The 21474-nt window shown below is 41.5% G+C and carries 20 protein-coding genes; 3 read left to right on the top strand and 17 right to left on the bottom strand.

Translation table 11 applies throughout. From position 1 onward, the window contains the following. Window positions 1-321 precede the first annotated feature (321 nt). From glnA (AA0Y26_RS05210) to AA0Y26_RS05185, 6 genes are all read right to left on the bottom strand, one after another. Window positions 322-1656 carry a type I glutamate--ammonia ligase gene (glnA, locus tag AA0Y26_RS05210; RefSeq protein WP_413365746.1) on the bottom strand — a complete coding sequence of 445 codons (1335 nt, stop codon included), beginning with the start codon at window positions 1654-1656 and terminating at the stop codon, window positions 322-324. 182 nt (window positions 1657-1838) lie between these two features. Then, complete coding sequence (locus AA0Y26_RS05205; protein WP_413365744.1) at window positions 1839-2219, bottom strand: MerR family transcriptional regulator; 381 nt, start codon at window positions 2217-2219, stop codon at window positions 1839-1841. A gap of 326 nt (window positions 2220-2545) precedes the next feature. Further along, the gene (gene glnA, locus AA0Y26_RS05200) at window positions 2546-3880 is read right to left on the bottom strand and encodes a type I glutamate--ammonia ligase (RefSeq protein WP_413365742.1); all 1335 of its coding nucleotides are present in this window, start codon (window positions 3878-3880) and stop codon (window positions 2546-2548) included. A 307-nt stretch (window positions 3881-4187) separates the two neighbouring features. Beyond that, the gene (locus AA0Y26_RS05195) at window positions 4188-4733 is read right to left on the bottom strand and encodes a hypothetical protein (RefSeq protein ID WP_413365741.1); all 546 of its coding nucleotides are present in this window, start codon (window positions 4731-4733) and stop codon (window positions 4188-4190) included. 128 nt (window positions 4734-4861) lie between these two features. Further along, window positions 4862-4999 carry a hypothetical protein gene (locus AA0Y26_RS05190; protein ID WP_413365739.1) on the bottom strand — a complete coding sequence of 46 codons (138 nt, stop codon included), beginning with the start codon at window positions 4997-4999 and terminating at the stop codon, window positions 4862-4864. Window positions 5000-5064: 65 nt separating this feature from the next. Next, on the bottom strand, window positions 5065-6312 hold the full coding sequence (locus tag AA0Y26_RS05185) for an aminotransferase class I/II-fold pyridoxal phosphate-dependent enzyme (RefSeq protein WP_413365737.1): 1248 nt from the start codon (window positions 6310-6312) through the stop codon (window positions 5065-5067). Window positions 6313-6444: 132 nt separating this feature from the next. On the opposite strand from AA0Y26_RS05185, the gene AA0Y26_RS05180 reads away from it, so the two are divergent. Then, window positions 6445-7053, top strand: a complete 609-nt coding sequence (locus AA0Y26_RS05180; RefSeq protein WP_413365735.1) for a trimeric intracellular cation channel family protein — start codon at window positions 6445-6447, stop codon at window positions 7051-7053. Window positions 7054-7302: 249 nt separating this feature from the next. Here AA0Y26_RS05180 and AA0Y26_RS05175 read toward each other — a convergent pair whose 3' ends face one another. From AA0Y26_RS05175 to AA0Y26_RS05130, 10 genes are all read right to left on the bottom strand, one after another. Continuing rightward, the gene (locus AA0Y26_RS05175) at window positions 7303-7605 is read right to left on the bottom strand and encodes a rhodanese-like domain-containing protein (RefSeq protein ID WP_413365733.1); all 303 of its coding nucleotides are present in this window, start codon (window positions 7603-7605) and stop codon (window positions 7303-7305) included. Between the two features lie 75 nt (window positions 7606-7680). Continuing rightward, complete coding sequence (gene hfq / locus AA0Y26_RS05170) at window positions 7681-7908, bottom strand: RNA chaperone Hfq (protein WP_413365731.1); 228 nt, start codon at window positions 7906-7908, stop codon at window positions 7681-7683. 81 nt (window positions 7909-7989) lie between these two features. Then, window positions 7990-8889, bottom strand: coding sequence for a tRNA (adenosine(37)-N6)-dimethylallyltransferase MiaA (gene miaA / locus AA0Y26_RS05165; protein WP_413365729.1), 900 nt, complete (start codon window positions 8887-8889; stop codon window positions 7990-7992). Further along, window positions 8873-9802: an alpha/beta fold hydrolase gene (locus AA0Y26_RS05160; protein WP_413365727.1), complete on the bottom strand. Its 930-nt coding sequence runs from the start codon at window positions 9800-9802 to the stop codon at window positions 8873-8875. Before AA0Y26_RS05160 ends, miaA begins: the two co-directional genes overlap by 17 nt. Before the next feature lie 13 nt (window positions 9803-9815). Beyond that, window positions 9816-11678 (bottom strand): DNA mismatch repair endonuclease MutL, encoded by a 1863-nt coding sequence (gene mutL / locus AA0Y26_RS05155; protein WP_413365725.1) that lies wholly within the window; start codon window positions 11676-11678, stop codon window positions 9816-9818. A 12-nt stretch (window positions 11679-11690) separates the two neighbouring features. Continuing rightward, window positions 11691-14294, bottom strand: coding sequence for a DNA mismatch repair protein MutS (mutS, locus tag AA0Y26_RS05150; RefSeq protein ID WP_413365723.1), 2604 nt, complete (start codon window positions 14292-14294; stop codon window positions 11691-11693). An 87-nt stretch (window positions 14295-14381) separates the two neighbouring features. After that, on the bottom strand, window positions 14382-14936 hold the full coding sequence (cotE, locus tag AA0Y26_RS05145; RefSeq protein WP_413365721.1) for an outer spore coat protein CotE: 555 nt from the start codon (window positions 14934-14936) through the stop codon (window positions 14382-14384). A 78-nt stretch (window positions 14937-15014) separates the two neighbouring features. Beyond that, window positions 15015-17207, bottom strand: a complete 2193-nt coding sequence (locus tag AA0Y26_RS05140; protein ID WP_413365719.1) for an EAL domain-containing protein — start codon at window positions 17205-17207, stop codon at window positions 15015-15017. Window positions 17208-17519: 312 nt separating this feature from the next. Next, a complete protein-coding gene (locus AA0Y26_RS05135) occupies window positions 17520-18437 on the bottom strand; it encodes a polysaccharide deacetylase family protein (protein WP_413365717.1) in 918 nt (305 codons plus the stop codon). Window positions 18438-18635: 198 nt separating this feature from the next. Then, window positions 18636-19283 (bottom strand): DUF3885 domain-containing protein, encoded by a 648-nt coding sequence (locus AA0Y26_RS05130; RefSeq protein ID WP_413365715.1) that lies wholly within the window; start codon window positions 19281-19283, stop codon window positions 18636-18638. 202 nt (window positions 19284-19485) lie between these two features. Here AA0Y26_RS05130 and AA0Y26_RS05125 point away from each other — a divergent pair, with 202 nt between their 5' ends. Beyond that, window positions 19486-20286, top strand: a complete 801-nt coding sequence (locus AA0Y26_RS05125; RefSeq protein ID WP_413365713.1) for a zinc-dependent metalloprotease — start codon at window positions 19486-19488, stop codon at window positions 20284-20286. A gap of 84 nt (window positions 20287-20370) precedes the next feature. Here the strand turns inward: AA0Y26_RS05125 and AA0Y26_RS05120 are convergent, their stop codons facing one another. Next, the gene (locus AA0Y26_RS05120) at window positions 20371-20541 is read right to left on the bottom strand and encodes a hypothetical protein (RefSeq protein WP_413365711.1); all 171 of its coding nucleotides are present in this window, start codon (window positions 20539-20541) and stop codon (window positions 20371-20373) included. A 447-nt stretch (window positions 20542-20988) separates the two neighbouring features. On the opposite strand from AA0Y26_RS05120, the gene AA0Y26_RS05115 reads away from it, so the two are divergent. Next, a complete protein-coding gene (locus AA0Y26_RS05115) occupies window positions 20989-21252 on the top strand; it encodes a translation initiation factor 2 (RefSeq protein WP_413365709.1) in 264 nt (87 codons plus the stop codon). The last annotated feature ends 222 nt before the right edge of the window (window positions 21253-21474 follow it).

Below are 21474 nucleotides of genomic sequence, written 5' to 3'. Positions count from 1 at the left end.
TCTTGATTTTCAAAATTTAAATGCTTCTCCTCTGTAGAAAAGAACTAATTGGCATAATTAACCTTTATATCTCTATTTAAACCCAACTTCCTAATATACCTTATATAACAAACATATAATAAAAACTTCATATAAAATTTTTAGAGAGAAATTTCTTATCATTAAATCTACTTTACAAAAGCCCCTCTAAATCAACAGAAGTTCTAATTAGAACAAAACATCTTGTCACACCCCCCATTGTGCTTCTATTAACAAAACCGCAGACACGCTCTTATAAACAAAAAAAGCGTTGAAGCCCTTCCGCTTCAACGCTTTTTCCTATTAGTACATTTTCATGTACATATCACGTTCCCACTGGTGTACAGTTGTACGGAACATTTCTGATTCGATTTCTTTTGCTTCTCGGAAGTTTTCGTAGATGTGTTCACCCAGAGCGTTTTTCACTACTTCGTCTTGTGCAAGCAATTCCAGTGCATCGTCTAGAGATGCAGGCAGGTTATCGATACCGTTTGATTTACGTTCTTGTTCACTCATTACGTAGATGTTACGGTTGATTGCTGGCGGCGGCGTCATTTTGTTACGAATACCTTCCAAGCCAGCTTCTAAAATAACTGCCATCGCCAAATACGGGTTAGCCGATGGATCTACTGAACGTACCTCAATACGCGTTGATACGCCGCGTGAAGAGGGGATACGGATTAGTGGTGAACGGTTTTGCGCAGACCACGCTACGTAACATGGCGCTTCATAACCTGGTACTAAACGTTTGTAAGAGTTAATTGTTGGGTTAATGACAGCTGTAAAGCCTTTTACGTGTGCAAGAACTCCAGCCATGAATTGCATTGCCGTCTCAGATAAGCCAATCTCCGTAGACTCGTCATAAAATGCATTTTCTTTACCCTTGAATAACGACACGTTAAAGTGCATACCTGATCCAGCTTCGCCGAATAATGGCTTTGGCATGAATGTCGCATGCAAACCGTGTTTACGTGCGATTGTTTTCACAACTAGTTTGAACGTTTGGATATTGTCACAAGCAGTGACAGCATCTGCGTATTTGAAGTCGATTTCGTGTTGGCCTGGTGCTACCTCATGGTGAGACGCTTCAATTTCAAAGCCCATTTCCTCAAGCTCTAATACGATATCACGACGACAGTTTTCACCAAGATCAGTCGGTGCCAGGTCGAAATAACCGCCGTGGTCATTTACTTCTAACGTCGGCTCGCCCTTTTGGTCAAGTTTGAAGAGGAAGAACTCTGGCTCTGGCCCTAAGTTGAAATCTGTGAAGCCCAGCTCTTTCATTTCTTTTAATAGGCGTTTTAAGTTCGAACGTGGGTCACCAGCGAACGGTGTACCATCCGGACGTGCGATGTCACAGATAAGACGTGCTACTTTTCCTTTTTCAGCAGTCCATGGGAAAACCATGAAAGTATCATAATCTGGGAATAGATACATATCGGACTCTTCAATACGCACAAACCCTTCAATAGAAGAACCATCAAACATCATCTTATTGTCCAGTGCTTTATCAAGCTGACTTACTGGAATTTCAACGTTTTTGATTGTTCCTAAAATGTCTGTAAATTGTAAACGAATGAATTTTACTTCTTGTTCTTGCACGAGACGTTTAATATCATCTTTTGTGTATTTACCCACAATTCCACACTCCTAAAATGTTTAAGCTATCCGAGGTTTTCCCTCATTCTTATATAATTTACACGCTCATGTACCGCACCAAATGTTTCTTCTTCCTTTCCGGTTCTCAAACAGCAGCTGTTTGCCTTCGTGCTACTAGGCGTACTGTTTAAAGAACAGGCTGGATAGAGGGAACATCATTATTATTGGTAGAAGCGCGATAAATCCCCTTGACGTAACGAAGTCTTTTGCATACGTTGTGCCTGACGCATTTCTTCACGTAAAATTTTACGCAGTTCGCCATCTGTAATTTCTTTTGCCTGCGCCTGAGCTGCGGGGTCATTTTTCATCGCGAACACTTTTTTGATGCCCGCCATATTTACGCCCTGCTCAAGCATGTCCTTGATTTCTAATAAAGTATCGACGTCATTTAAACTGAACATACGACGATTCCCTTCTGTACGGTGCGGCTGAATTAAATCATGCTCCTCGTAATAGCGGATTTGCCGTGCTGTCAGCTCCGTCAATTGCATTACAATGCTTATTGGTAAAAGCGGCATTGTTCTTCTGATTTCACTACTCATTCAATCAACCTCCCTTACCGTTATATTACTCGCCGTCATATACATTGTCAATCATATGTAAGAAAAACTAACACATTCGGGAAAATAAGCTCAAAAAAATGGTTAAAAGAGCAAATAATCTTATTATTTTTAATATTATTTATTTCCTCTTTCATACGAATTTAGCCTATGCCTTACGGAAATAAGGAAATATAGTAGTGACCTGCTCCTTTTAGGTATGCAAACAGGAGCCGAATCTTTTCTCTCATTATCTGCATAAAGGTGCTCCGTGAGTCCCTTCAAAGCAGCAAAAAGCGTTGAAGCTTTTTGCTTCAACGCTTTTCCGATCAGTACATTTTCATATACATGTCACGTTCCCATTTGTGTACGGTTGTACGGAACATTTCTGTTTCCATTTCTTTTGCCTCTAGGAAATGTTCATGAATATGTTCCCCAAGGGCTTTTTTAGCTACTTTATCTTCTGCAAGCAATTCCAATGCATCATCAAGAGTTGCAGGCAAGTTAGCAATGCCGCTTGATTTACGTTCTTGTTCATTCATCATGTAAATATTACGGTCGATTCCTGGTGGTGGTGTCATTTTGTTACGGATTCCTTCTAAACCGGCTTCCAAAATTACAGCCATCGCTAAGTACGGGTTAGCCGATGGATCTACGGAACGTACTTCGACGCGTGTTGAAACACCGCGTGAAGATGGAATACGGATAAGCGGAGAACGATTTTGTGCAGACCACGCAATGTAGCACGGCGCCTCATAACCCGGTACTAAACGCTTATAAGAGTTGATTGTTGGGTTGGTGATTGCTGTGAAACCTTTCACATGTTCAAGCACACCTGCCAAGAATTGCATCGCCGTTTCAGATAAGCCAAGCTCTGAAGACTCGTCATAAAATGCGTTTTCTTTGCCCTTGAATAACGACACGTTAAAATGCATTCCTGAACCTGCTTCGCCGCCTAACGGTTTTGGCATGAATGTTGCGTGCAAACCATGTTTACGTGCAATCGTTTTAACGACAAGCTTGAACGTTTGGATATTATCACATGCAGTGATCGCATCTGCATATTTAAAGTCGATTTCATGCTGACCAGGTGCTACCTCATGGTGTGATGCTTCAATTTCAAAGCCCATTTCCTCAAGCTCCAGTACGATATCGCGGCGGCAGTTTTCACCCAGATCAATCGGTGCCAAGTCGAAATAGGCGCCTTGGTCATTGACTTCCAGTGTCGGTTCGCCTTTTTGATCAAGCTTGAATAGGAAAAATTCCGGCTCAGGTCCTAAGTTGAATTTTGTGAACCCCAGCTCTTCCATTTCCTTTAATAAACGCTTTAAATTCGATCTTGGATCACCAGAAAATGGTGTGCCGTCGGGACATACGATATCACAAATAAAGCGTGCTACCTTCCCTTTTTCAGCAGTCCACGGGAAAATCATAAATGTATCATAATCAGGGTATAAATACATATCGGATTCTTCGATACGTACAAATCCCTCGATAGAAGAACCATCGAACATCATTTGGTTATCCAGTGCTGTGTCCAGCTGACTTACTGGAATCTCCACATTTTTAATTGTCCCTAAAATATCTGTAAATTGTAAACGAATAAATTTTACTTCTTCCTCTTTCACAAGTCGTTTAATATCTTCTTTGGTATATTTACCCAAAATTTCTCACTCCTATAATGTTTAAGCTATTTCGTATATTCCTTATCTCGTCTACTTTAAACATCTTTCTATTATAAGGAATCGCGAATACTGTCCTTTTTCTCCTTTCACCAGTATCCACGCAGGACTGTTTTAATAGTGTTATAACAAACCTGATGAAAATAAGTTTTAGTCATTATAAAAAGTTGAAAATAATTTTTGGTGCAAGTATATTGGGCAAAAATATAAGTGTTCCTTATACTTTTTTTACCATCTGGAATTAATTTATATTTTCTTTTCAACAAAAAAAGCACCTTTTCCAGGTACTTTACTCATGATAATTTTCTGTGTAAGGTATTTCATGTTCGCGGATTGTGGATAAGAGTTTTCCTCTTACCTGCATCAATTGCCCATTTTCCGTAATCTCAAATGAATGCCCATTTCCCATCTGAAAAATATAATAGCTTACATCATTATAGTACACTTCATAGACGATATTTTTCATATCCTTCCAGTAGTAATTCTTTACATTCCCATAACTAAGCATCTCGATTCCGCTCTCTTGAAATGAGATATAGTTTCGCTGCGATTGAAAAACGATAAAGATACTTCCGACAAGTAATACAGCGCCTAATATATATGTGATTATCTGCCGCTTCCATGCAAACAGCACGAGGATAATAATAAAACCGAAACACCCAACGCCCAGCAAGATGAAATTGCGCATCGGGATCATCATCAACCAGCTTTCAATATGTACATATACCGTTTCAAAATAAGCTAATGGTACAAAAAAAGCGAAAAATGGCGTAAGAATTGTCAATGCTAATGCAAACACAAGCAATTTCACTTGAAGACTTGTACCCCCAATCATATAACGCCCCCTTATCGGATTTATACGTTAAAAGGAAGGAAAAGCTGCCCAGAAGTTGAGGATAACTTTCTTCCCCTTTACATCTCCCTGATTCATCGGTTTACCGTCGACTGTCGCGGGGAGGTAAACTACGGTGATGTATCCCCCTTTATAAACCCTGTACCGTTATTTGTCAAGCTATATTCTGCTGCCAGGTCTCGAAATCCAGTCCATGCTGCTATACCAATTAAGCTTACAATAATAGCTATGCCTACCCATTTCTTCAATTTAAAACACCCCCACCGTACGCATAGCAAATGGTGGAGGTGCAGTTGTAAGGTTTATGTGAATACTATCTTAAAGCTTGTACCGCACAGCAAGTTGCATATTTTACATGCTCATATGTTAGGCCGCCTTGAATAAATGCTGTGAATGGCGGGCGAATTGGGCCATCAGCCGTTAGCTCAATACTGGAACCTTGGACAAATGTACCAGCTGCCATAATGACATCATCCTCATAACCTGGCATATAAGCCGGCTCCGGTGCGAAATGGGCATTAATGGGAGAAGCCGCTTGAATTTGGCGGCAAAATGCCACCATTTGATCAGCTGTTTGGAATGATACCGATTGAATTAAGTCAGTCCGTTCATCCGTATAATGAGGAGAAGTTGTCATTCCTACTTCCTCTAACATAGCTGATGTGAAGATAGCCCCCTTCAAGGCTTGTGCTACTGTATGAGGAGCCATGAAAAAGCCTTGATAAAAATCAGCCAATGTATTTAGTGTCGCGCCAGCTTCGGCTCCAATGCCTGGAGAAGTCATACGATATGCGCATTTTTCCACAAGGTCAGCACGTCCCGTAATATATCCGCCAATCTTTGCCAGTCCGCCTCCGGGATTCTTAATAAGTGAGCCTGCCATTAAATCCGCGCCTACCTCTATCGGTTCCATGCTCTCTACGAATTCACCGTAGCAGTTATCAACAAAAATAACAGCATGAGGAGCAATTTCCCGAATACGCTCTACCATTGCAGCAATCTGTGTGACTGTGAAGGAAGGACGCGTCGCATAACCTTTCGAACGCTGAATTGCTATCATTTTTGTCTGTTCATTTACTGCCTGTTTAACGCCGTCCCAATCTATTTCTTTATTGTTAATTAAATCAACATGGCTGTAATGAATTCCGAAATCCTTCAGTGAGCCTGTATCTTTCTCGCCGCCGTCTACAATCGATTGCAATGTGTCGTACGGTTTACCTGTAATATAAACTAGGCCGTCTCCTGGACGCAGTACACCGAATAAGCTGAGTGTAATAGCATGCGTACCTGAGATAATCTGCGGTCTGACAATCGCTGCCTCAGCCCCAAATACTTCCGCATACACACGTTCAAGATTATCCCGCCCTTCATCATCATAGCCGTAGCCGCTTGATGGATGCAGATGATAATCACTCACCTGATGCTTGCGAAACGCGGCCAGCACCTTTTGCTGGTTGAAAAATGCCATGTCGTCTGCCTTTTTATGATAAGGACGGACAAGCTCTTCTACTTTTTGAGCTAATGCCAATGTATCGTTTGTTAATATGGTCTGAAATGCCATGATGATTCTCCTATCTTTTCATACTCCTTTACCATCTTAACAATTCGGGAGAATGCGTCAACTATTTCATGTTGCCTAGTTGTATAAAACCTGCTATTCTCAAAGTTCAGAAATCGTTTAGGAGGCTTTTTTGTGGCTTGGATTTTTTTTAGTGTCATCGGGACCGTAGCGTTCGCTATATCAGGTGCCATCATTGCAATGGAAGAGGAATACGACCTGTTTGGCGTCTATATATTAGGGATCGTCACTGCTTTTGGCGGCGGGGCAATTCGAAACGTGTTGATTGGTCTGCCTGTTTCTACCCTTTGGAACCAGGAAATGCTGTTTCAGATTACGCTAGTAGCCATTTTGCTATTTTTCCTCATACCTCACCATTTAATTAAGCATTGGAACCGATGGGGAAATATTACCGATGCAATTGGATTAGCCGCTTTCTCTATTCAGGGAGCGATGCATGCGGTTAGATTAGAGCTGCCGTTAAGTGCAGTGATAGTGGCAGCTATCCTAACTGGCTGCGGCGGCGGGATCATCCGCGACCTGCTTGCCGGCAGGAAGCCGCTTGTGCTGCGGGATGAAATTTATGCATTATGGGCTGCTATCGCAGGACTGCTTATCGGACTGGAGCTTATGACAAGTGACTGGTTACTATATGTATTGTTTGCCGGCATCATATTCTTCCGTTATATGTCGTATTCCCGAAAATGGCAGCTGCCTCGGAAAAAGCTGTATATAGAGAAGTAAGAAATGTAGTTTGTTTCACACCCGCAAAAACCACCCGAAATTTTACTCTTTTACCGACGAAGGGGCTCTTTACCCCTTCGTTTTATATTTTAACAAATAGGTAGATGTACCTTTTACTGTTTATATCTTCGTATAAAAAGTTAGTTTACGCTGCAGCCAACTTCTTCCATTACGTATCAAATACGTCTCTTATATACTCATTCTTTTCCTAAGAAAAGACGCAGCGGAAAACCGCTGCGTCCATGCTTGTTATTTGAATTCTAATTCTCCGTCGTACGCCATCATGCCGCCCTCTAGGTTTGTTACATCGTAACCTTGTTCCTCTAGGTACTCACATGCATTGGCACTGCGTACGCCGCCTTTACATACAAGAATATATGCCTTCGATTTATCTAATTCCTCTGCGCGTGCCGGGATATCGCCAAGCGGAATATGCTGAGCGCCCGGGATCATGCCTTGCTCTACCTCGAAGTCTTCACGTACATCGATTACATTCAAATCTTCATTTGCATCCAGTAGATTCAATAATTCATCTGTTGTCATTGATTTCATAGCTTTCGCCTCCTCTATCAGCATTCCTTGTCATTATAAGGGATACAAGGGGAGGTTGCTAGTATCGAGATAAAATTACTCTTCTTCTGCATTCAAAGTTACTTGCTTAGCAGGGGCAAATGTAGAGATGGCATGCTTATAAATAAGATTCTGCTTTCCCTCTGATTCCAACAACACGGTAAAATTATCATAGGATTTAATAAGGCCTTTAAGTTGGAAGCCATTCAAAAGGAAAACTGTTACGAAAACATTGTTTTTTCTCAAATGATTTAAAAATGTGTCCTGTAAATTCATTGATTTCACGAGAGCTCCCCCTGATCATTATATTTCTATAACTGTATTATTCGGCATTAATATAGATATTCCTTCAATTTTAAGAAAAAACTAGAAAAAACTTTTTACTTCCTCTATGTTTCCTGTTACCCACTTCACATCCATCTTATTCCGGAAATAGGTTAGCTGGCGCTTTGCATAGCGTCTGGAGTTCTGCTTGATCGCCTCTATTGCTTCTTCTAACGTACTGCGACCGTCAAAATAGGCGAACAGCTCTTTATAGCCGATCGCTTTTACCGCTTGTGTATCACGAATGCCTTCATCGTAAAGTGCCTTTGCCTCTTCAAGCAGGCCTTTTTCCATCATGATGTCCACACGTAAATTGATACGCTCATACAGCTTTTCCCTGTCCAAATCCAGTCCAAGGATTAAATGATGATACAGCGGCACGTCACCTCGGTTATGCTCTTCGTTTGCCTTCGATGTACCGCTAAGCTCGACCATTTCCAAGGCGCGGATAACACGACGTGTATTGTTTGGATGGATTGTTTCCGCCGTCTTTGGGTCAAGGGCAGCTAATCTAGCATGCATGGCTTCCGGTCCAACCTTCTCCAGCTCTGTGTAATACGCATTTCGAGCCTCTTCATCTATTTCATCTTTTGTAAAATGAAAATCATAAAGAACTGACTGAACATAAAGGCCTGTACCGCCTACAATAATCGGCAGCCTCCCCCTCGACGTGATTTCTTTAATTTTAGCCCGGACTAGCTGCTGATATTCAGCAACCGAAAAATTCTCTGTCGGCTCCTTTATATCAAGCAGATGATGTGGGATGCCCTGCATTTCCCCCTCGGTAATTTTTGCAGTACCGATATCCAGCCTTTTGTACACCTGCATGGCATCTCCGTTTATAATTTCTCCACCCAGTAAAGTCGCCAGTTCAATACTTAAGGCCGTCTTTCCAGATGCTGTAGGGCCAATAATGGCCACTACGTCAAATTGTTTGTTCATATTTTAACCACCGTATTATTACATCATATACTTGTTCTTTATTTGTTTCGTTTAAAATTTCATGGCGCAGGCCTTCGAATATATGGACACAGACATTTTCCAGTCCCGCTTCCCTAAGCTGCTCTGCCACTTTGAAGACGCCCTTGCCATAATTTCCGACTGGATCTGCGCTTCCACTGATCAATAGCACAGGCAAGTCATGACGGATACGGGCATTTTCCGAGTCTTTTCCAATAAGGTGGATACCGTATGTCAGGTCGGCAAAGAACTGGTTCGTCGCTATAAAGCCACATTTGGGATCTTCTATATATGTCTGCACAGCGCTTGTATCACGGCTCAGCCAATCGTAAGCCGTATTTGGGTTTAAAATCGACTTATTGAAGCTGCCAAAACTCATACCCGTCATGAATTCACTTGGCAACGTTTTTCCCTGGGTCATTGCTAACATATTAGCAAGCCGATTGCCTACCGCATGCATTGGGGTAGAAGCTCCTGTTCCACACAAAATGAGTGCCTTTATTGTGGAGCTGAAAAGCTGGGCATAACGCCGGGCAATGAACGATCCCATCGAATGACCAAATAAAATCATTGGAGGCAGGTCACGATTTTTACGTACAAGCTGCGTCACTTCAAAAACATCCCTTACGACACGCTCAAATCCTCTTTGCTCGCTAAAAAAACCAAGCTGCCCGCCGCGGTCGACTGTTCTCCCATGACCTCGGTGGTCGTGCAAGGATACGAAGTAGCCGATTTTCGCTAATGCTTCTGCATATGCATCATAACGTCCGCAATGCTCTGCCATGCCATGCAGAATATGAATATGCCCGCGTACTATTGCACGTTCCGGTTCATATACTGCGACAAATACTTCCTGACCATCACTCATTCTGAGAAAATCCTCATGTCTTGCCATTTACATCCCCCTTTTACATGACACGCTTAAACATTTTTTCTACTTCATATGTTGAAAAATGGACAAGCACTGGACGTCCATGCGGACATGTAAACGGATTATCTGCTGCACGTAAATCATCCAGAAGACGCACCATTTGTTCCTTCGTCAAATAATAGTTTGCCTTGATGGATTTTTTACAGCTCATCATTATAGCAGCTTCTTCCCGTAATTTTTTCACATCCGCTTTTTTTGTTCCAAGCACCTGTTCAATTAATTCTTCAATAATTTCCTGTTCAAATCCTTTTGGAAACCATGCAGGATGTTCCCTTACAATAAAAGAACCATACCCAAATTCCTCCAAAAATACACCTATCTGCTCTAAGGCTTGTGCATGTTCCTTTAAAATCAATGCTTCGTCCGCTGAGTAATGGAAGGTTAGCGGTAATAACAGCGCCTGGCGTTCATTCGGATTTACCTCGCCTACCTTTTCACGGAAGTATTCGTACTTAATCCGTTCCTGGGCAGCGTGCTGGTCAATGAGATAAAACCCATCCTCCATTTGTGCCACGATATAGGTTCCATGGATCTGCCCTACTACTTCTAGTTGCGGGAACGGTTCCTTTTTCGGTTCAGGCGGTGCGGCAGGTACTGATGGAAGAGCAACTCCCTCTTCTGGTGAGGTGTCTATCTCTACCGGCTCCTCAATAGCTGGCTGCGGTCGTTCAAAAGAAGCGGCCGTCTCAATAGGCTTTTCGTAAACCGTCTCCCTGATAACTGACTTTTCTTCATTCAGCCGCTGAACAAGGTCATCCATCTTTTTTGTATCAAATGACGGCTGCTTCCATATATTCATCTGCTCGGATGGCAGTTTAACAGGCTTTTCCTTTCTTTCTACAAGCGGAACATGTATCTCTCCGCGCACAGCGCTACGGACTGTATCCTCCACCAAGCGAAGCAGCTCCGGCTCCTTACTCAGCCTTACCTGATGTTTCGCAGGATGTACATTGACATCTGTCAATTGGGGGTCTCCTTCAATATACAGAACAACAATCGGGTAACGACCAATCGGCAGGTACGTATGATATGCATCTACAATCGCCTTTTGAACGAGGTAATGCTTTACCCAGCGTCCGTTCACAAAAAGAGACATATAATTTTTCGAAGCACGTGTCACCTCAGGAAGCGTAGCAAATCCGTATACTTTATAGTCGTTTGACTGTCCCTCAAAGGCAATCATTTTTTTGGCATTGTGTGCCCCGTAAATTGCCGCAAGAACCTGCTGAACATTACCTCGTCCATTTGTGTGAAGGAGTGTCTGGCCGTTGTGAACAAGTCTAAAGGAAATCGCCGGATAACCAAGCGCCAATCGATTGATTAAATCAATTGTATGCCCAAGCTCCGTTTGAATTGTCTTTAAATATTTCAAGCGGGCAGGCGTATTATAAAAAAGCTGCGCTACTGTCATATCTGTTCCTTTACGGAAAGCTGTCGGTTTCTGCTCTTTTACATGTCCGCCTTCTAAATACAGCTCAATCCCGCTGTTTGTTCCGTCGGACGTTTTTAAGGTTACTTTCGAGACAGAGGCAATGGAGGCCAATGCCTCTCCCCGGAATCCAAGTGTCCGGATGCGGAATAGATCCTGTTCTTTTTCAATTTTGGAGGTCGCATGGCGGGAGAAAGATTTCAGTGCATCTTCTTCATCCATTCCATTTCCATTATCGACAACTTGAATGCTTGTCAGACCCGCTTCCTCCAAAAAAACCTCGATAATGCTACTGCCGGCATCGATGGCATTTTCTACAAGTTCCTTCACGACAGAGGCGGGACGTTCAACTACCTCCCCTGCCGCAATTTTATTGGATAATACTTCATCCATTATTTGAATGGTGCCCATGCAACCATCTCCTTACTTTTTGCTTACTAATTTTTGCTGCAGCTCATGCAGCAAATTCATTGCCTGCAGCGGCGTCGTTCCCATGACATTGCATTTTTCCAGTGCTGCCAATACTTCCTTTTCTTCCTGAGAAATCTCCTCTATAGGAGCAAACAGCGACAGCTGCAGATCCGTTTCCTCCTGTACCGGCTTATTGACAGGTTCTAGCGATACAGGCGTTTCTGCGACCGATACTGCAGCAGATGGCTTGTCCTGTGCCTCAAACTGTTCTAGCAGAATCCGGGCCCGCTCAATAATTGGTGCCGGCATTTCTGCAAGCTCTGCCACATGAACACCATAGCTTTTATCTGCTGCACCGTCTTTCACCTTATGAAGAAACACGACGCGTCCGTTTTGCTCTGTTGCCGATACATGCACATTTTTAAGTCTCTCAAGCTGCTGTTCTAGTTCCGTTAATTCATGATAGTGCGTAGAAAACAGGGTGTTTGCACCAATCTCTGTATGAATGTATTCCATCATCGCTTGAGCAAGACTCATACCGTCATAAGTAGATGTACCGCGTCCAATTTCATCGAATAACAGCAAGCTGTTCTTTGTTGCATGTGTAATCGCATGCTGTGATTCCATCATCTCTACCATGAATGTCGATTGCCCTGCCGCTAGATCATCTGCTGCACCGATTCGTGTAAAGATCTGATCAGTAATTGGCAGCTCTGCTTCTGCCGCCGGTACGTAACAGCCCATTTGTGCAAGGATAACAATTAATGCTACCTGACGCATATACGTACTCTTACCGGACATGTTCGGCCCTGTAATAAGCATCATGTTCTTTTCTTCCATTAGGAGACAGTCATTCGGCACATACATCTGCTTTCCAAGCATCTTTTCTACAACAGGATGCCGCCCCTCTACAATCTTTAAGGCACGCCCTTCATGGAAGAAAGGCTTCGTAAATCTGTATTTTTCCGTCACCACAGCAAAGCTCATAAAGACATCCAGCTCACTGATCGCTGATGCAAGTGCCTGTACACGTGGAATATAAGCCTTCAGCTCTTCTCGCAGCTTAACAAACAAATCATATTCAAGCGCCAGACTTTCCTCTTCTGCATTCAAGATAAGCGCTTCCTTTTCCTTCAATTCCTCTGTAATGTAACGTTCACAATTAGCCAGTGTCTGCTTGCGCTCATAACGTGTTAAATCTGCCTTGCCAATATGCGATTTTGTTATTTCGATATAATAACCAAAAATACGATTGTAGCCGATTTTCAAGTTATTGATTCCTGTCAGCTGGCGTTCTTTCTGCTCAAGCTGCATAATCCAATCCTTCCCATTACGTGCTGCATAGCGCAGTTCATCCAGACGTTCGTTATAGCCATCACGAATGACATCGCCTTCTTTGATTGCAATTGGGGGATGGTCAGTAATGGCACGTGCCAGCAGCGCTTCAATATCATCACACGTATCAAGGGCTTGTCCTAAATTTGCTAATGTCTCTTTGCCACTTTCAAGCAGCTGTGCTTTAATCGCCGGAACTTGTCGAAGCGATTCACGCAGCTGGGCCAAATCACGGCCGCCCACATTCCCGAATGCAACACGACCCGCAAGGCGCTCTAAATCGTAGACATTTTTCAGCAGCTCGCGAAGCTCTCCCCGCAAGAAAAACTCTTCCAGTAAATCTGTCACAATAGCAAGCCGGGCTTCGATTGCGCTGCGCGTTGCAAGCGGCTGGTGCAGCCATTGCTTTAATTTTCGTCCGCCCATTGCTGTAACTGTTTCATCGAGCAGCCATAGAAGCGTCCCCTTCTGATCTCCCCCTCGAATCGACTGAATCAATTCCAAGTTTCGCTTCGAATTAGTATCAATTCGTAGGAACTGCTTCGTTTCCGTATACATAAACGCCTGCAAATGGGAAAGTGAGCGCATCTGTGTTCTCTCTACATATTGAAGTAATCGAAGTGCTGCTGGCTTCACTTGCTGTGGCAAGTCCGCAATATAGTCAGCCATCATATGTACGTCGATTTCCTGGTCTTCTAGTGATATGACGATACCTGCGGCTGCCGCAAGCTCAGCCATTTCAAGCTGAAGTCCCTCTGTAACAATGACTTCTCGGATTGCCAGGCTTTGCAGCTGCTGGATGCATTCTTTCGCGCCGCCTTCGATAATTTGTGCATGGGCCTCCCCAGTGGAAACATCCAAGTATGCAAAAGCAAGTTCATTTTCATTCATGCGTTCTGCACACGCAAGGAAATGATTTGTTTTGCTATCGATGGTTTTCCCTTCTGTAATCGTACCTGGTGTAATGAGCTGTACTACCTCACGCTTCACGACACCCTTCGCCTGCTTCGGATCTTCCGTCTGCTCACAGATTGCCACCTTATACCCTTTTGAAACAAGCGTTTCGATATAATTCTTAGCAGAATGGTAAGGAACACCACACATTGGGATGCGCTCCTTGCCCCCTGCATCTCGTCCTGTCAATGTAATCTCCAGTATTTGTGACGCTCTTGTCGCATCGTCGAAAAACATTTCATAAAAGTCGCCTAGCCGGAAAAACAAAAAGGCATCCTTGTAATCTTCTTTAATCAGTAAATATTGCTGCATCATTGGCGTATACATAATCTAACCTCTTTACATTCAGTAGTATCCTCCATTATAACAAGAAAAGGGGTCTTCCCAAAAGTTTTTGAGAAACCCCTTTTTTTCTTAATGGAATGAGGAAGATTCGATAATAGGACTACTGCTGGAACTGCTAGAGCTGCTGGAACTAGAGGATGTACTCTCATCCTCAAATGACCATTCTTCCTCAAAATCTAGCGGATGTACATGGATACAAACCTTCGTCTCTCCTACAACTTCTACTAAAAACTCACGCTCTACTAACACCTTAATCTTTTCACCACATGGTGCAATGACCGCCTCGATACAGTTAGGCTGCTGGATTACACGTGCATGCACATCATTTGAATCGCCTACTTCATCATCCCGGTAATGCAACTTGATACGATCGCGGTACGCAATTGTTTCGGTATATACGGCCGTTTTCGAATGATTATTGTAAGCATACCAGACATTCACATCGAACTTCCCGGATACATCGACAAAATCTCCTACTTTTTTTGCTTGATATTGGTGGTTGATCACCCAGCAGCCTAATATATTTGTCGGTGTATTAGGAGGCTTTAATAGCTCCTCCTGTTCCGTTCTTTTCTTACCTTTCGCAATGACCGCCTTCGTTACAATCTGACGTAGTCTTTTCACCGACGCCTCTCCCTTCCTATTTCTCGCCCTATCTTATGCGATAAGCGCCTAAAGTGTGAAAAAGAAAAAAGCCATGAATTATTCACGGCTTTCATCATATTGCAGCAAGAAGGAATCAACCTCTTTTAGCTTCATCGGTTTATAATAATAGTATCCCTGACCGATATTACACCCGATTTTTTTCAGTTCTTCATGCTGGGCTTCTGTTTCAACACCTTCAGCTACGGACTTCATTTCCAAATCTGCCGCCAGTTGAATGATTGTCTTCACGACCGCATTCATGCGCGGCTCTGCGATAGAATCAGTAAAGCTTTTGTCGATTTTTATTTCCTCAAAAGGAAGCTCTTGCAAATACCCGAGTGAGGAATAGCCAACACCAAAATCGTCCATTGATGTAGCAATACCGATGCTCCTCAGCTTCTCAATATTCTGCTTGGCATACAGTACATTTTCCAGCTCTATGCTTTCTGTGATTTCTAATATCAAATACTTCGGCTCCACTTCGTGTTCATTCACTAGTTTTTCAATATTTTCTACAAAGTTAGGGTAATAAAAATGGTTTGCTGAAATATTCACTGATACAGGAAACAGACGCTTCCCATGTTTTTTACGCTCTCGCTGCCATTCAAGCACTGACTTAAGAATAGCCCTATCTATCTTATGGATATTTCCTGTCTTTTCCCCGACTGGTATAAAAATAGCAGGCGATATGAAGCCAATTTCCGCTGATTCCCACCGCGCTAATGCTTCAAATCCGACAACTTCCCTTGTCTGTATATCTACTTTTGGCTGCAGCATCGGGAAGAACTCTTTATTTTTTAGTGCACTTGCAAAAAGCGTTAATACTTCTAGTTCCTTTTCAATGGAGTGCCTTTGCGATTCCTCATAGAGATGCAGGACTGTACCTGGCAGTTTCGAAGCAGAAAATAATGCTGTATCTGCGTGCTGAATAGCGTTGGTCCCAGTTACCTCGCCCTTGAATATGGCTACTCCTAATTTTAAGGTAATCGAAACATTCTTCCCATCAATTATATATGGCTCAAACGTTAAATCATTTATATATGGACGTAAAATGTCCTGGTCTGGATTTGCATGTGAAATAGCAACAATAATGGAGGAACTTGTATAGCGGGCAATAATCGCTTCCTGGAAACCCGGAATGAAGCTCAAGCGGCCTGCCAGTTGTTTTAGCAAAGCATCTCCGCCAGACCTGCCGTATAAATCAACAATATACTGATGTTCTGTTGCTTCAATAATATAAATAACTCCGCTGCCTTTTTGATCGCTCAGCTGCTCCATTTCCTTTTCAAAGCTTGCAATATTCCGCAGGCCGGTTCTTTCATCATAAAAGGCAAGCTTTAATATTTCATCTTTTTGCTTGAAATATTGGAGTGCCAAAGTCACGATAGGCGCCAGCCGGTCTAAAAAAAGATAATCGACAGGACGTGGTGTTGTCGGCTCCTCAAAATACATAGAGAAGATACCGACAACCTGTCCCTCATGATTTTTAATCGGCTGACTCCAGGACGCAACAATGTGATATTTTTTTAAGATAGAATGAAAGTCACTCCAGCCTTCATGCTCCTGTATATTTGTGTTAATAACTGCTTCGGTTAAAAAGCGGCCTGATTTTTCATCCACTAAATAGCTGCTTAAATCCAGATTACTCACACTATTTTTAAATTCTTCTGGGATTGAGCTTTGTGTTAGGACCTGCAGTCTATTGTCCTCTAATAAAAAGATGCAGCATTTGTTCGGCTTGTAAAAAGAGGAGGAAACATAATCACAAATCTGTTCAAATACAGTGGAAAGTTGATAGCCCTGCTCCAGCGATAAATACAGATTTCGCTCCAATTGTACAAGCGTATCCATCTGCACTACCTCTGTGACATCATTCACTACAAAAAAATAAAATTGTACGCTCTTTTCATCCGCAAAAAAAGGGATAGCCGTAATATCGCCCCAAAACCCGCTTCCACTCTTCCTATAATGAAACAGCCGCCGCTTTACAGGCACTCCTGCCTTTAACACCTCCTCTAATTCTTCAAAATCCTTCTTTTCTGCCAGCGTTCCGTTCAGAATCGTAATCTTTTCATCAATAATTTCTTCTTTTTGGTATTCGGTAAGATCAGCAAAATGATCATTGGCGTATTTTACTACTAAACTATTGGCATCTAAAATGACAACACCCGAATCTATCTTCTTTGCTAAGCGGCATAACCACCAATATAAGAGCTCCCTGTTCGGGACTAAAAACTCATTTTCTTCCATCGATGCAAAACCCTCTCTGTGCCTCAGAAGTTTCACTCAAGTAGCAAAACGTCCCTGTTATTTAGGTAATAATATTCATAATCTTATAATAATAGCAAGTATATTGATATGTATATATGTAAAAAAAATAAAATGTTACTTTTCGCTAAATTTATTTAAGTAAAGTAACTTCTTTTTATATCGGATACTTACTATTTCCTTTCAATTATTTATTACACTGCTCCAGCAAAGTAAACAACCAGCTGTTTTACTATCATTCACTTTATAAAAAATACATAAACAAAAAAGGATTGGATAAATCCTCCAATCCTCTCAAATACTCTTCCCAAAATAAGGGCCATTATGTGTTGTTTTTTCCATCAGTAGAAGTTCAGATATAGTAATAAACTGATAGCCCTCCGTTTGTAATTTCTCAATTAATTGTGGTAAAGCTTCAGCCGTCGCTGCGTGTATATCATGCATTAATACAATCGATCCAGTTGCAGCATGCTGTGTCACCATATTATTGATCGCTCCAGCATTTTTACTTTTCCAATCTTGAGAATCTACAGACCATAAAACAGTTGAATAACCATTTTGTTCTGCATATTCTAATACCTCACTTGTATAATTTCCGTAAGGCGGACGAAACAGCATCGGCTTCACACCTGTAGCCAGCTCAATCATTTCGCTCGTTGTACGAATTTCCTCTGCTACTTCTACCATTGTTCGTTTTCTCGCATTCAAATGACTATATGTATGATTACCTATTTCATGACCGTTATCAGCTACCTGTTTAGCCATATCAGGATATTTTTCAACCTGACTTCCCAGCATAAAAAAAGTTGCCTTTACATTCTGCTCTCTCAATGTTTGTAAAATCTGCGGGGTAACATTCGGGTGAGGTCCATCATCAAATGTTAATGCTATATATTTTCCAGATGGATCGAATGCTATCGGCACATCCGGAATTTCCTCTTGTACAACGGGTTCTTCTTTCTTACTATCTAGCCCGTTTGCTTTCGTTTGATCAGCAGCCCCTTCTTCATTTTCTGCTTCTTCCTGAATTATCTCCTCCTTGCCATCCGGTTCCGCTTCTTCTTTAGCAACAGCTTGATGCAAGGATTCATTGACTTCGACATAGGCTTCTGTTTTCATGCTTGTAAAATGATGAATTGCACCTGATATCAATACAAAAAACAAAACAAGCACAACCCAGCCAGGCCATTTAATACGTTTGATCACGCTCATTTTTACCGCCCTTTCATTTTCCTTCTATAAGAATAGACGGATGAGAAAATGAAATAGTTGATTGATTAAGAGAAATTTTCTATTCATCTATTTTTAATAAACCCTCTGCGTAACATCAACCACTACAGCTACTTCCAAAAAGGAAATACAACTGCTATTTCTCTTGAAGTGTTTCTTTACATAAAAAGCTGCATCCCTTTACAGTTTGGATTGAATCTCTTCTTCCGTAAACAAATTTAATGATTTGATAGCATGCAGTAATTCTTCATGCAGGGCTTGATTTTTATTGATAATTTCACATCCCCGGTCATCATACAAATGAAAAATACACTTCGTTCTGACATTCACCAAAAATATATCTGGAGCATACTTACTATGTTTTTTTCTTAACTGTGGCTTTAAAGAATAAAAATCCTCATGAATGAGTGTTTTGGTAAGCAATTCTAATTTTATATCTGCTGCTTTGCAGGAAAGCCCCATCTGCTGCACTAAAATAGACTCTTCTTCATCTACCCAATTGAATGATCGCAAAAGAAGTGTGTACTTTCTGCTCTGTTCTCTTATATAACGTTGAAAAAAGTTTGGATATGTTGTGTGCTCCGCTTCATTAGGAAAAGACTGTACTACGACGATGATGTCATCAGTTTTTTGAAAGAGCAAAGGAAGAATGCAAAAAACTTGTCTATACGCTGTTTCAAATCTCACCATATTTAACTTTCCGTTTTCTTTCAGCTGATAATGTTCTCCCCCGAGTTCAACGTGAATTCCGACATTCCATTGGGAATAAAAATTGGGAACTAAAGCTAAGTCGTTATAATTTTCTTTCATTAACTGTTGAATTCTCATTAAAGTACCTCTCGTTTCTCCATATTACTTTTTTTCATCATGTATCTCCTTTTAAAGAATCAATTGTATTCTGCTTTTCTGCCTAACCATTATAATTCTTAATAGTATTATAATACCAATTATTTTAATATTTGAAAATATTAGAAGGAGTTTATTTACGCTTATCGAAATATTACTCAAACTTATTATTAGGAGGTTTTATATGAAAAGTTTAGCTACTCTTATTGTTTCATTGTCACTGGCAGTCCCGTTATATGTTGTAGATTCAAGTACCTCACATTCTCATTCTCATGCAGACGATGTTTCTAGTAATTCTACTCCTATTATTCACTCACTTCCTGTCGCACCTGAATATCAACCTGATAAAGCAACCGTCAATATTGAATCGACTACAAAGGTAAACGTATTAAATGAAAATGGTGAAACGGTCGATACGCTTACCACATATCAAACCGTTGCTCAATCCCGCAACGGTATCCAAGCTGCCAACCGTACAGTGACTGTACTTGCGGTAGCAGATGAGGAATATAGAAGTGCATATCCTGATTGGCAGACTCGTATTCAAACAATTGTAGAAAACTCGGATGATGCCTTCATCCGCGATCAGGGAATTGATTTCCAAGTGCAAGCGGTGGGCAGCTGGAGCTCGCAAGGCGCAGACAGCTCACAAATTTTAGCGGATTTAAGCAGAGACTGGAGCGGCAGAAGCTATGATTTCGTAGTTGGTTTTACAAAGGATGCGAACTTTGATGCTGGCGGTATTGCCTACGTGTATTCATCTGACCCTGCAGGCAGCGCATTTAGTGTCAACCTTGATCAAGGAATGACCAATACAGCGAAAGCTGCTCAGCACGAATTCTCCCATAATTACGGTTTAGGCCATGATAATCAAGGAAGCGGCATCCGCTGCGTAATGAACTATGATTATGCATATACGGTGGATTATTGGCATGCAGATCATAGCAGCCAAATCCAGCGAAACAAAACATGGTATGGTTATTGATCAGAGGTTAATATCATCACTATGAAAATAACCCCTGTAATCTAACGATTGCAGGGGTCAAACTGAATACACGCAATTGAACGACTAAATACTTCTAATGTAAACTACACTCAATAGAGGTGCACTAAAAAGCGTTTCTCCCTCTGTATCGTATAAAAAGTATGCTTCCTCTTCTACTACAATATCATCTACACCATATACAGTTTGTTTAATCAACCCTTCGTTTCCATGAGCTACTGCTACTTCATAATTCATAATAAATCCCCCTAGTTCGTTAATAATCCGATGTAAATTATACCATTTATTGTATTTATAAATAAATGTCTCGTTTCGTAACGAAGTAGTTAACTATTCATTTGTGACTAGTTAACTACAGCTTATTGTATTCTCGCATAGTGTCTTCCATACTTTTTCACCTCAACTATTTCATTATTAATTTCACCGTCTGAGATAGATTGTTTTAAATGGTATTTCATGCGCTCTATACTCACAATTTTAAGTAGCTTGTGACAGAAATTTCTCCATCGTGTCTTCTCCTGGAAACAATTCACTATAAATGGTCACTCCCTCTATTTTTCCGGAAATCCTCTGCTCTAATGCAAAACTGATCACTCAAGCTACACTTTTAATAAAAAAACGCATAAGATGCAGTGAAGGCGATTTACGTTTCCATTTTCATTTTGAATCAAGGAGGCACTAGAAATGAGTGACAAAAAAAATGCAAAAAACTCCTCTGACTCACAAGAGATTCAAATCGCAAGACTCGCGTTTATTGGCGCATCGATTGTTACACTCGGAGATGCTATCGGCGCAATTGCTGCTGGCCTGGCATTAGAAGCTTTAGAGAATTCAAGTAGTCAAAGTCAAAGAAGTTCAGATGAACAATCAAAACAATCCTACAAAATGCAGCGGGAGATAGACTATATAATAAACGAATTGAAGGAAGTCAAAAGGATGATGAAATAAAAAATGCTGCTCAAAGCTGCGTGAAGAACATCCAGCTGCTAAATTTGCTTTACCAGATCCTCTATAATGTTAAGGGACGGCGCTTTTCTAAAAGTTCCTCTAATTTTGATATTTAGATCATCTGGTATGTGAAAAGGACCATCAGCGTACCAAAACAGAAACAAGTAACAAATCCCATAAATATACAAAACCCCTCCAACCGTTGATATTGAAGGGGTTTAA

The sequence above is a fragment of the Lysinibacillus canaveralius genome (assembly GCF_047301505.1).
Lineage (GTDB): Bacteria > Bacillota > Bacilli > Bacillales_A > Planococcaceae > Lysinibacillus_B.
Note: the sequence above shows the minus strand (reverse complement) of the source record. Positions and strands in the feature narration are given on the sequence as shown.